This window comes from Bacillota bacterium, assembly GCA_013177945.1.
GTDB lineage: Bacteria > Bacillota > DSM-12270 > Thermacetogeniales > Thermacetogeniaceae > Ch130.
Genome location: JABLXW010000007.1, coordinates 101,331 through 112,911, shown reverse-complemented (window position 1 = coordinate 112,911; position 11,581 = coordinate 101,331). Strand labels below are relative to the sequence as shown.

Genomic DNA, 11,581 nt, shown 5'->3' with positions numbered 1-11,581 from the left:
CCGTTCAAGTGCATGATCTGTAAGGTGTACAAGGCGGAGTAAGGCGGTAAAGTGGAGACGGGTCTCCCCCTCCTCAATGAGAACAATCTCCCCCCTAAAGGTCCCGAGGGAGGGGGTGGCCCTGCTCTATAGAGGCCACCAACAGATTCTTTTGTCGCAGGGAGTAAAAAACAAAAAAGTCTGTTTGCAGGAGGGTTGGCTAAAAAGTATTAAAGAGTCTCTTCTAGTCTTTCTTTTGTATTAATTTAACAAAATTAGCAGAAATTGTATTTCAAGGAGGTTGTGGTGAAGTGTGTTTTAGGCCCCCTGAGGTAAAGCAAAAAGCAGTTTGCCCACAGTGCAAAAAAGAAATCACTATCATAGCAGGGACTGTCCAAAAGAAGTGTCCCTATTGTGGAGCTGATTTAGCTTCCGCCACTCAGAAGGAAGATAAATCAAAGAATTGAGTTGATCTCAACGGAATTGTGCTGGGATTGTATTTTGCGGGCGGCAGGGCTCGGTTTGTTCTGCCGGCTGCTTGCTGGCGGATTTTTTGCCCGCGGGGTTGGAAACCGGGTTCCAGGATGGTTGCTGTAGGGAAGGAGATGGTATTTTTCGCCCCGTGAGAAGTGCTAAAACCCCTCGGCTCTGAGTCGGGGGGTTTTTTAGGGAAACGAGAAAAATGAAGTTCCACTTTGGCAAGTTTTTTCAAAATGAGAAAAATGCTCGATTCTTTTTGAGACAATCAAAGTTCTTATTCGAGGAGAGTAGAAACCAGAGTTTCTACTTTTAGGCTTCTTGGGATGCACCAAGAGTGTGGCACGGTTGTTGCTGTAAGAATAGCGATGCCGGAGCAAGAAACCTTGATGGTGAAAAAAGGAACGAAATATGAGAAATAGGAGGTGGGGAAGTTCGGGATTTTTTGGGGAGTTTTTCGGGTGGCAAGAATCATCCGGTGTCAGGATGTTGGGTGAAAAACTGAAGGGGTGACCTGCAATGAGAAGGGTTTATGTTTCTGAAGTAATCGACGAGTTGGGATTGTCTAAATTTACTTGGATGGTTTTCCTGGTGTTGCTTGGCGCTATGATTTTCGATGGCCTTGACTACATGATTGTTTCCTTTACAATGCCGCAGATTTCCAAGGAATGGGCGCTAACAAAGGTTCAGACAGGAAGCCTTGCATCGTGGGGCCTCTTGGGGTTAGTAATTGGAGGAGCTATTTCAGGGCTTATTTCGGACCGCATCGGAAGGAAGAAGACGCTCATATGGGCTTGCGTTTTCTATTCTCTTCTAACCTTTTTGATTTACTTTGCACCGAATTTTGAGACATTTGCTATTTTGAGAGTGCTTGCTGGAGTAGGATTAGGTGCTTTTATTCCTGTTTGCGTGACGCTAATTTCCGAATTCGCGCCAACAAAGGTTCGAGGGGTTTTTGTATCATCCTCGCTCGCAGCTATAGTTTTCGGCTGGGTTATTGCTGGTTTAGTCGCGATTCCCATCGTGCCTCGCTTGGGATGGAGACCTTGCTACGTGATTGGGTGCGTTTCGCTCCTTTACGCCCTGGTCATAGCAATGTTACCTGAATCGATACACTGGTTGCTCAGCAAGGGTCGAGGAGAAAAGGCAGTTGATATCATTAGAAGAATGGAAGAGTCTGCAAGAGGAGTGGCGAGAGAATGGTCTCCTGAGAACCTGCTTGTGCCACCTCCTCCGAGGTCGGTTGGCGTAGGAGCGTTGTTTTCTCGTGAATATTGTCTATCAACTATAGGCCTCATGCTTATGTTCTTCCTGGGTTACACGTCAGTTTATGGTGTGACATCATGGATGCCTACTCTCTTACTTGAGAAAGGGTTACCGATTGCAAAAAGCTACGGATATTCTGTTGGCTTGAACGTAGGAGCGGCGATTGGCAATGTGTTTACTGGCTGGGTCGGGGATAAGATCGGGAGAAAGAGAAACATTGTGTTTGGTTTTCTTGTGGCTGCCTTAGCGATTATTTTGCTGGCTTATGCATCAGGGGAAATGCAGACTCTGGCTGCATGCGTCTTTGTGGGCCTTACCATTAATTACGCTCTTACCGGAATCCAGCCGCTTTCTGCAGAAGTGTACAGGACCGAATTCAGAAACACCGGGGTTGCGTGGACTCAGGCGTTTGGCCGCCTTGGCGGTTTTTTGGCTCCTATCTTTGCCGGTTATGTGCAGCAGAGGGGTGCCGGTTTCTCGGGTACACTGCTCTGGTTTGTCATACCTGCAGTGGTAGGGGCTATTGTAACAGCATTTTTCGTGAGATATGAGACTAAAGGAAAAAGGCTTGAGGATATAGCCAGTGAAGTTTTGGGTGGAGACCGGTAATAACGAAAGACTTTTCCAGTCCTGGGTTTTGGGACTTAACTCTTTACGAACTCTGAGGGGGTGATTTGGTTTTGCAAGGTTGAACAGGTGACAACGGTCTCAGAAATAAGTATTACTTTTAAAAGCCGAGGAGGGAAAAGATGATCAACAAAGTGGAGATGCTCAACAAGCTAAAGAAGTATCGCTGGATAATGTATGTACTCGTTGTTCTAGCGTACATGATGACGATATTTCACCGGATGACCCCGGCAATCATGGGTCCCGAGTTGATGAAGGATCTACAGATTGGCGCCGTTGCCTTTGGATTTTTAGGATTGGCTTATACGTGGACTTACGCGATAGGGCAAGCACCTATAGGTACGCTATTGGATCAGATTGGAGCCCGTCGGGGTGAAATTCTTCTATTAGTAATAGGTGCTGTAGGGTGTCTTGTCTTCAGTATGGCGCACAGCTTTGCAGTTCTTGTCATTGGCCGTGTCTTGATTGGTGTTTCAGTTACCGGGTTTCTTATTGGAGGAGCAAAAATAATTTCTGCATGGTTTACCTCAAAGGAGTACCCTTACTTCTGGGGCTTGTTCATGGGACTGGGGGCACTTGGTGGCATCTTTGCTGCTACACCTCTTCAGGCGCTGATGACGGAGTTCGGCTGGCGGGGCGCTGTCCTGGTTATCTGTGGAATAAGTATAATTTTAGCTATTCTCATCGCCTGTCTGCTTAAAGATCATCCATCTGAGAAAGGGTTGGCTTCACCTGACGAACTGGTGGGAGAAGCAGTTTCGGGACCGAAGACGGTTCAGGTTGAGCGGGAGGATTGGAAGGTCTCGTTGAAAGCGGTTCTTTCTATGGCTGTGGTGTGGCTGATCGGGCTGCTCTCGCTCGGCGTGAATTCAAGTGCCCAGACCCTCCAGTCGCTGTGGAACGGCATTTACTTAACTGATGTGTACAACTTCAGCAAACCACTTATTAGCAATATCCAGTTGTGGGCTTCGATAGGTTTAGTAGTTGGCTGTTTTTTGAGCGGGTGGGTTGCGAGGGCCATCAACATGGCTCGGACAATGGTGCTGGGTATCGTGTGTTTCCTTGTCTTTTGGCTCTACATGACGTTTAAGGTGAGCAGTCTAAGCGTACCTGAATTGATGATGGTGAATTTTGTCTTCGGATTTGCCCAAATGTTGACAATAGCCACTACATTTTCCTTTATCAAGGAAAATGTACCCAACATGCGGCTAGGGACCGCAATGGGGGTAATTAACAGTTTTGCCTGGATTTTTGGAGCCGGGCTCTTCCAGCAGCTTTGGGGGTTCATCATTAAAGGCATCTCTGGAGGTGTGAGGCCATACCCGGCAAATGCTTTCCAGGCCGCCTTTTGGGTCCAGGTAGTTGTTTTGGTAATAGGCCTCATCTGTGCTCTCTATCTCTGGAGGGCATACAGCAGTCCTCGTCAAGAATAGTAGATAATAAGACATCTGGAACTTTAAGTCTGGGTCAGCAAGGCCGAGAGGCCTTATGTTGGCAGATGCTGTTTCATAGGTACCCCGGCGGGAACGATTTTGTGGATAGGGGGTGGGAATCAAATCCTGTAACCCAAAGCAGCAACTCTGTGACTCAGGGAGGCTCACCTGGGTCGGGAAATTCACACATGTGGTGTGTTATGGTAAGAGCTGGTAAGACGTTGAGGCAACCCAAAATTGACTCATTCACTAGGAGGTGGCATTTGTGGCCGATATAAAAAGGTTTGAAGTCGAAACTGACCGCGGACGGCGTGTATACAACTGGAGGGAGAGTACAGGTTCCGTATCCCGCTGGGAACCTCCAATTGACTTTCTCCAGGTTCTTCAGGGTGGAAGGGAAAAAGAGATTGGGAGCGCCAAGAGCGAGGATGAGGCTCTTGCTGTGATTAGGTCAGATGTGACATCTTCAGGGGAGACAATAAAGCATATAAAGACTGAATAGCAAGAGCATATGGCGTCTCCTGCTCACACAAAAGGCATCGAAAAGAGCGGTTTTTGCTTGCTTACATGAATCAAGGGATTCCTGCTCCTGGCAAATTGTTTAAGGTGGCAAACCAGACAAATGCCAGGGGGGAATCCCTGTGATGATTATAGAAGGGGGCATAGATTGCGCCGGAGGATCTGGACCAATAATTAGCTCCAGTGCAAGATGAGAGTGCCAATTATCTCGGAGGTGGGAGGGGTGTCCTGCGTGGATGAGCTTTGGGAGAAAATGTCTGAGCCTGGAGGCCGGGTTATCAATATCCTGAACCAAATCCAAAAGGATGTTGGCTTTATTCCCCGGGCCCTTCTTGCAGAAGTTGCATCGCGTGCTGGATTAGCAGAATCGCAACTCCACGGGCTAGTAAGTTTTTTTAGCTCTTACCGCACCAGACCAACCGGAAAGCACCTGATATCCGTCTGTTACGGGACCGCTTGCTATGCCCGCGGGGCTCCTCTCATCTACGAGCGCCTTGTTGAAGAGCTTCAACTAGATGCTGACGGCACGTCTCCGGATGGTCTTTTTACCGTGGAGCAGGTCTACTGTGTCGGTGCCTGCAGCCGCGCCCCGGTCATCGTGGTAGACAACCAGGTGATGGGAAGGGTCAAGGCCAGCGAGGTACCTTTTCTAGTCCGAAAACTCAGAAATACCAGGGACTGATAGTTTATGATTTTTCCCTGTCACTTGCAGGAGCTTGCAGAAAAAGGGAAGAAATCTCTTTGCCCCTCTAATCCCAAAATCAGCATTGGATTGGCCACCTGCGGCCGGTCCTCGGGGGCACTGGACCTCGAAAAGAAATTGACAGCGCGGCAGAGCTGGAAAAGCGAGGTTCTTGTAGGCGGAGTAGGGTGTCTTGGAGCTTGCTATGCCGAGCCACTTGTCAGCTTACGCACCCCGGATGGAAGGTATTACTTCTACGGTTTCCATGGACAAGCAGACAGCAATTCTCTCTGGCAGATTATCAGAGCTGCCGAGGGAGTGCCGTCCACGAGGTATTTGCTGGCCAGGGCCAGGGAGCGCCAGCCGGGAACCTTGCAGGGTATCCAGGATCTCGAGCTGGAAAAAGTTGGAGATCCCGGGTTTGCGCTCTTCTTCAAGGCCCAGGCAAGGCGTATCACCGGCCGCTGCGGACTGATAAACCCGGAGAGCCTTCCAGAGTATGTGGCAACAGGGGGTTACTCCGCTTTGGCGCGAGCTCTTTTCCAGCTCCAACCCGAAGACGTTATTGCTATGGTAGCTGCTTCAGGTCTGCGTGGCCGGGGTGGGGCGGGCTTTCTTACAGGAAAGAAGTGGGAACTGGCATCCCTCAGCCCTGACCCAGAACGAATAGTGATCGCCAATGCCGACGAAGGTGACCCGGGTGCCTATATGGATCGTGCACTCCTTGAAAGCGATCCCCATAGCGTTTTGGAGGGCCTGATTTTAGCGAGCTACGCGGTTAGGGCCTCACGCGCCTATGTCTTCGTGCGCCATGAATATCCCCTGGCGGTCCAAAACCTGCGCCGGGCAATTTCTGCAGCGCGTGCAGTCGGGATACTCGGCAAGCAGATCCTGGGTTCAGGCTTTAGCCTTGAGGTTCATCTTGTCGAAAGCCCCGGGGCTTTCGTCTGTGGAGAGGAAACTTCAATGCTCCGGGTGATGACAGGGAAACGCGGGGAACCTTATCTTCGACCTCCTTACCCCTCCAGTGCGGGACTGTGGGGCCATCCGACAGTAGTCAATAATGTGGAGACCCTGGCTAATATTCCCTGGATCATACTGCATGGGCCGGATGCTTTCCGGGAAGTTGGCACCGAAAAAAGCCCCGGTACGAAAATATTTTGCCTTGCCGGTGATGTTAAGCGCCCGGGTTTCATCGAGGTACCACTCGGCACAAGCACTCGAGCCGTAATAGAAGAGATTGGGGGAGCGGCCCCATCTTCCATTAAGGCGCTGCAGGTTGGGGGGCCTTCAGGAGGAATCGTCCCGTACTCAGATTTTTCCCTTGATTACGAGAGCGTTGCTTCTTTAGGAGCTATCATGGGTTCAGGGGGACTGGTAGTTCTAAACACCAACCGGTGCCTGGTGGACCTCGCGCGCCACCTTGTAGACTTCATGGCCCGCGAGTCGTGCGGCAAGTGCCTGTTCTGCCGGGACGGCCTTGCGGAACTGGAGGCTATGATGACGAGCTTAACAAATGGCGAGGCGCGCAGTGAAGTTGTCCTTGCCGAACTGGAGGAGCTGAGCAAGGCTGTCGCCGATATGGCGCTGTGCGGTTTGGGAAAGACGGCGGTCAACCCCGTCCTGACCAGCCTGAAGTTCTTCCGCGAGGAGTACGAAGCCCATGCGAGAGGGAAGTGCCCGGCCTTGACATGCAGGCCCCTGATCAACTTCGAGATCATCTCGAGCCAGTGCAGAGACTGCCGCTGTTGTTACCTCGTTTGCCCTACTGACGCTGTAAAGCGGAGGGGCGGCAGGGAGCTGTATGCGGTTGCCCAGGAGCATTGCATCAAGTGTCGAGCCTGCTACGAGACATGCCCGTTCGGCTGCATCAAAATAACCTCGGAGGGTCGTCTGTGAAAAGAGTAGAGGTCATCATCGACAACCAAGTACTCTCCGTGCGGCAAGATATCCCTTTGATTCAAGCGCTCCGGGAGCAAGGGATCTTGCTTCCCTCACTTTGCTACCACCGCCTCCTTGGGGGCTATGGTAGCTGCGGCCTCTGCGTGGTCGAAATCTACACTGAAGCCGGGTGGCGTCCCCGTCATGCCTGCCTGCTACAACCAGAGGCAGGGTTGCAAGTGAAGACAAATACCCCTACTGTACTGCGTCTGCGAGCGCGGGCGGCTCGTTTGCTACTCCGCCGCGGGCCTTTTCCTAAAAAGGAAGTAGAGGAACTTCTTGGCCATCTGGTTCAAAAAGGAGAAAAAACGTGTTTTGAGCCTGATGACAAAGAAGCTGCCGCCAGAAGCCGCGCAGGGAATCCTGCACCGGGATGCATCTTATGCGGGCTTTGTGTCAGGATCTGCGAGAAAATCCGTAAGAGTCGCCTTACTTTCCTGGGAAGAGGGAAAAACCTTCAAGTAAGCTTTGTTTCTGCCGAAGAGGAAGCAGCGGCTTGCGGCTCTTGCAAGGCATGCCAGCGCATTTGCCCTACAGGTTTTATTGAACCAAGCGCCAGGGAAGCCTTCAAGGCCAGGCTGTACAAATGAAAGAGCATTTCACCGGTGTTTCTTTGTTTTCACCTGGTGCTTCTTTGATTTTCGCACAGGATATCCCCCAGAGTGGTAGAAGGTAGTTTAAAAGGATAGCTTCCGGCATGGACCGTGTTATAAATTAAATTATCTTGTAAATTATCTTGGCCGCATACCTTGCGGTTTTCAGAGAATACTGATTACTTTCTAGCACCGGCCCAGGATATTCGCTCGGTGTCCGGGCCGGGGCAGGGCTTCTTGAACAGGTTCACTTTGCCTCAGCCATTACCCTCCACCCACCTGCTACTTTTTTAGAATAAAACTGCAGAAAAAAGCAAAAAGGGTCAAGATTGAAGACTTGCACTTAGCGTTTTGCAGAGCTTTTGTGTTCCACACGTGGAGCATGCCTCCTCCAGATTATGTAGTGCGGGAGGATCAGGATCAAAAGGAGAGAATGAAAGGCGATGATGAGGATTTATCGTGGATGGTTGGTAACAGCATCCACATTTGTAGTTCTTTTTGTTGTGTTCGGCCTTTCCAATTCGTTTGGGATATTTTTCAATTCCCTTCTGAAGGAATTCGGAGCAACGAGAGAAAGTACATCTCTGATATTTTCCATCCACGTCTTTATCCTGTTTATTTCAGGAGCCTTCTTCGGTAGACTCTCCGATATAACAGGTCCGAGAAAAGTAATTGGGCTTGGTATCGTCCTTATTTCCTCCGGCCTCCTCATATCCAGTTTCGCTAATGAAATCTGGCACCTTTATTTCTCCTATGGCATTATCTTTGCCTTGGGGGCGGGAGCAGCTTATATTCCCTCCGTAGCCACCATGCAGCAATGGTTCGTAAAGCGTGGAGGGACTGCCGCCGGTATAGCCAACGCAGGTATCGGATTTGGGAGTCTTGCCGTAGCTCCCATAGCAGCCCATATGAACATAACCATGGGATGGAGATATTCCTTCATGGTATTCGGCCTTTTGTCTCTGATTGTTCTCGTTATTGCAGTTATATTCCAAACCCAACCGGGAGATATCTCATCTAAACAAGCCCGGTTCCATCTCGTAGACCTCATACGTTCTAAGGCATTCTTATTGCTTTTTACTGCTATCCTCCTAGGGGATATGTCCATCTATATCTCCCTGGGCCACATCGTTCCATACGCAATTGATAGGGGAATAGGAGAGGTGCCGGCATCCACCATCCTTGGATCGATCGGTGGAGCGGGGATAATAGGGAGATTCGGAATGGGGTACATTTCCGATACGTTGGGCAGAGATAATGGCCTGATTAAAAGCCTGATAACGTGTTTACTGGGAATGGGCCTTTCTTTAATCTGGCTGATCTTCGCCAGGGTATACTGGATGCTCATGCTGTTTTCCCTCGTGTTCGGATTTACCTATGGCGGATTTGTGGCTTTACTCTCCCCGATTGCCATGGTCCTCTTTGGGAGAGATAACCTGAGCTCAATCATAGGCACTCTCTATGCTGCTACCGGAGTCGGAGCCCTTATTGGCCCCACTATGGCCGGAAGGTTGTACGATTCCACCGGAAGCTACCTGATCTCGTTCATCATAGGAGGATTATCAAGTCTTGCAGCTGCAGGATTGGTGATCTCTCTAAGGAAGACCAACCAAGAAATGGCTGCAGTTTAACATCGGATTTTTTTGCGGATTTGCCTGCCGGAAAGAGGGGCGTCAAGCGGCCTGAACTTTAAGATTGGGGTTTTGTCTTGAGGGCTCCCAGCCACCCGAGCCACCAGAGAGCCTGGAGCTGGCAGCTGCTGCAGATGAGATTCCCGTGTTCCCTGAGGTTCCCGCAGGCCGGGCAGACCAGCGGCACTTCCGGGACGTACATCTCTTCCCGGCCCGCTTCGTAGCAGCACGTGCAGCAGGGGTCGTTGTAGTATTCGTGGGCAGCGCACCTGATTTCGTCGTTTCCCAGCAAGAAGCGGCACTCCTTTTTTCGCACCGGCACCGGCATCCCTGCCTTGTCCTTCCATTTTTAAATATTATTGATTTATTATCAAGCTTTTCCAGATCGTTGCTTTTTTATCCCTTATCCCTTCTCAGATTTCCCGGTTTTCAGGCGGCAGGGCCGCAAAAAATTCGGAAAAAGATCTTGACACCTGCCGTATAGTGGACTATAATAGTCCACAAAGTGAGGTGTGGATCGGCATGGAAGTGATCAGGCGCGACACGGAGTACGGCATCCGTGCCCTCGTGCATCTGGCCTCCCATCCCGGGGGCCCGGTCAGTGCAGGAGAAATTGCGGCAAGCCAGGACGTTCCCATCGAGTTTCTCCAAAAGATCCTGCAGAAGTTTACCCGGTGCGGGTTTGTCAGCTCCCACCGGGGCGCCCAGGGCGGGTTTACCCTGGCAAAGGATCCACGCCAGATCAGCGTCCTGGAGATCGTGGAGGCGGTCCAGGGCAAGATCGCCGTGAACAGGTGCTTCCTGGGCCGGGACGGCTGCCCGCGCGCTCCCAAGTGCCCCCTTAAAGAGAACTGGTTCCAGGTGGAGCAGATGATTGCGGGCTTTCTGGGAGGTGTTACCCTTCAGGACCTGGTGGACCAGCTCCGGGAGGCAGGCCTCCAGGAAAGGCAAGGAGGTGGTGCAGAGCCGGGCACCGGCGCGAGCTGATTTTTTTATCCCTTAATGTGGACTGAAATAGTCCTCTATAGGAAGATCCGGAATGAGGACCCTGGGTAAAAATCTTTTTGGGAAGAACTGAATTAAAATGGGAGGGGATCAGATGTTTTGTTACCAGTGTGAACAAACTGCCGGAGGAACCGGGTGCACCAAGACAGGGGTTTGCGGGAAGGAGCCGGACATCGCCGCCCTGCAGGATACCCTGGTGATCGCCCTGAAGGGGATCGCCGCCTATGCCTACCACGCCCGGGAGCTGGGGGCGGTGGACGAGGTGGTTGACGCCTTCTTTGCCCGGGGGCTTTTCGCAACCCTCACCAACGTCAACTTCAATCTGGAAAGCCACGTTGAGCTGCTGCTCAAGGCCGGAGAGATCAACCTCAGGGTGATGGAGCTGCTTGACCGCGCCCATGTAGAGCGTTTCGGCGTCCCCGAACCTACAAAGGTGCAGGTGGGCACCAGGGCCGGCCCCGGCATCGTGGTAACGGGGCATGACCTGCTCGACCTTTACGAACTCCTGAAGCAGTCCGAGGGGAAGGGGGTCAACGTTTACACCCACGGGGAGATGCTTCCGGCTCTGGCCTACCCGGAGTTCAAGAAGTTTCCCCACCTGGTGGGGAACTACGGGACGGCCTGGCAGAACCAGCGCAGGGAGTTTGAGGAGTTTTCCGGGGCGATTCTGGCAACCACCAACTGCGTGCTGCTGCCGCGGGACTCCTACAAGGACCGCATCTTCACCTGCGGGGTGGCCGACCTCCCGGGGGTTCCGCACATCAAGAACCGCGACTTCACCCCGGTAATCGAAAAGGCGCTGGCGCTCCCGCTGCTGCCGGAAAACCCTGTGGCTGCCACCATGACCGGTTTCCACCACAAGGCGGTGCTCGCCCTGGCCGGCAAGATCGTTGCAGCCGTGAAAGCCGGCAAGATCCGCCACTTCTTCCTGGTGGGCGGCTGCGACGGCACCAGGGCCGGCCGGAGCTACTACGCCGAGTTCGTCAAGCTGGTGCCCCAGGACTGCGTCGTGCTCACGCTGGGCTGCGGCAAATACCGCTTCAACTACCTGGACCTGGGCGCGATCGAGGGAATCCCGCGCCTGATCGACATCGGGCAGTGCAACAACGCCTACTCCGCGATCCAGATCGCCCTCGCCCTGGCGGGTGCCTTCAACTGCGGAGTTAACGACCTGCCCCTGAGCCTGGTGCTCTCCTGGTTCGAGCAGAAGGCGGTGGCGATCCTCCTCACCCTGCTCCACCTGGGAGTGAAGAACATCCGGCTCGGCCCCACCCTGCCGGCATTCATCACGCCTGATGTGCTCCAGGTGCTCCAGGACAACTACAACATCCAGCCCATCACCACGCCCGCCGGAGACCTCCAGGCCCTCCTGGGATAAAAAATGGCCGGAGTGTGGTCGAAAGAGCAAAAGCCGGGACGGTAACAGGC

Annotated in this window: 11 protein-coding genes; 9 read left to right on the top strand and 2 right to left on the bottom strand. The window is 52.2% G+C overall.

Going from position 1 to position 11,581, the window contains the following annotated elements; all coding sequences use genetic code 11:
- Positions 1-418 precede the first annotated feature (418 nt).
- Entirely contained in the window at positions 419-724 is a 306-nt protein-coding gene (locus HPY58_04985; protein NPV29009.1) for a hypothetical protein, read from the bottom strand.
- 251 nt (positions 725-975) lie between these two features.
- On the opposite strand from HPY58_04985, the gene HPY58_04980 reads away from it, so the two are divergent.
- The 7 genes from HPY58_04980 (at position 976) to HPY58_04950 (ending at position 9,148) form a co-directional block, all read left to right on the top strand.
- Positions 976-2,331 (top strand): MFS transporter, encoded by a 1,356-nt coding sequence (locus HPY58_04980; protein NPV29008.1) that lies wholly within the window; start codon positions 976-978, stop codon positions 2,329-2,331.
- A 158-nt stretch (positions 2,332-2,489) separates the two neighbouring features.
- Positions 2,490-3,782 (top strand): MFS transporter, encoded by a 1,293-nt coding sequence (locus HPY58_04975; protein NPV29007.1) that lies wholly within the window; start codon positions 2,490-2,492, stop codon positions 3,780-3,782.
- A gap of 265 nt (positions 3,783-4,047) precedes the next feature.
- The gene (locus tag HPY58_04970; GenBank protein ID NPV29006.1) at positions 4,048-4,284 is read left to right on the top strand and encodes a hypothetical protein; all 237 of its coding nucleotides are present in this window, start codon (positions 4,048-4,050) and stop codon (positions 4,282-4,284) included.
- A gap of 207 nt (positions 4,285-4,491) precedes the next feature.
- Entirely contained in the window at positions 4,492-4,983 is a 492-nt protein-coding gene (locus HPY58_04965; protein NPV29005.1) for an NAD(P)H-dependent oxidoreductase subunit E, read from the top strand.
- Positions 4,984-4,989: 6 nt separating this feature from the next.
- Positions 4,990-6,882: an NADH-quinone oxidoreductase subunit F gene (locus HPY58_04960; protein NPV29004.1), complete on the top strand. Its 1,893-nt coding sequence runs from the start codon at positions 4,990-4,992 to the stop codon at positions 6,880-6,882.
- Positions 6,879-7,514 carry a 2Fe-2S iron-sulfur cluster binding domain-containing protein gene (locus tag HPY58_04955; GenBank protein ID NPV29003.1) on the top strand — a complete coding sequence of 212 codons (636 nt, stop codon included), beginning with the start codon at positions 6,879-6,881 and terminating at the stop codon, positions 7,512-7,514. The genes HPY58_04960 and HPY58_04955 overlap by 4 nt, the downstream gene beginning before the upstream one ends.
- Positions 7,515-7,960: 446 nt before the next feature.
- A complete protein-coding gene (locus tag HPY58_04950; protein NPV29002.1) occupies positions 7,961-9,148 on the top strand; it encodes an MFS transporter in 1,188 nt (395 codons plus the stop codon).
- A gap of 58 nt (positions 9,149-9,206) precedes the next feature.
- Here HPY58_04950 and HPY58_04945 read toward each other — a convergent pair whose 3' ends face one another.
- Positions 9,207-9,470, bottom strand: a complete 264-nt coding sequence (locus HPY58_04945) for a hypothetical protein (GenBank protein ID NPV29001.1) — start codon at positions 9,468-9,470, stop codon at positions 9,207-9,209.
- Positions 9,471-9,670: 200 nt separating this feature from the next.
- Between HPY58_04945 and HPY58_04940 the strand changes: the two genes are divergently transcribed.
- Both HPY58_04940 and hcp read left to right on the top strand, forming a co-directional pair.
- The gene (locus HPY58_04940; GenBank protein ID NPV29000.1) at positions 9,671-10,135 is read left to right on the top strand and encodes an Rrf2 family transcriptional regulator; all 465 of its coding nucleotides are present in this window, start codon (positions 9,671-9,673) and stop codon (positions 10,133-10,135) included.
- Between the two features lie 112 nt (positions 10,136-10,247).
- Positions 10,248-11,531: a hydroxylamine reductase gene (gene hcp, locus HPY58_04935; protein ID NPV28999.1), complete on the top strand. Its 1,284-nt coding sequence runs from the start codon at positions 10,248-10,250 to the stop codon at positions 11,529-11,531.
- Positions 11,532-11,581 lie beyond the last annotated feature (50 nt).

Excerpts from the sequence above, each read along its gene's own strand:
- HPY58_04975 (NPV29007.1), top strand. The coding sequence starts at position 2,490 with ATGCTCAACAAGCTAAAGAAGTATCGCTGGATAATGTATGTACTCGTT.
- HPY58_04960 (NPV29004.1), top strand. The coding sequence starts at position 4,990 with ATGATTTTTCCCTGTCACTTGCAGGAGCTTGCAGAAAAAGGGAAGAAA.
- HPY58_04965 (NPV29005.1), top strand. The coding sequence starts at position 4,492 with ATGAGAGTGCCAATTATCTCGGAGGTGGGAGGGGTGTCCTGCGTGGAT.
- HPY58_04980 (NPV29008.1), top strand. The coding sequence starts at position 976 with ATGAGAAGGGTTTATGTTTCTGAAGTAATCGACGAGTTGGGATTGTCT.
- HPY58_04950 (NPV29002.1), top strand. The coding sequence starts at position 7,961 with ATGATGAGGATTTATCGTGGATGGTTGGTAACAGCATCCACATTTGTA.
- HPY58_04940 (NPV29000.1), top strand. The coding sequence starts at position 9,671 with ATGGAAGTGATCAGGCGCGACACGGAGTACGGCATCCGTGCCCTCGTG.
- hcp (NPV28999.1), top strand. The coding sequence starts at position 10,248 with ATGTTTTGTTACCAGTGTGAACAAACTGCCGGAGGAACCGGGTGCACC.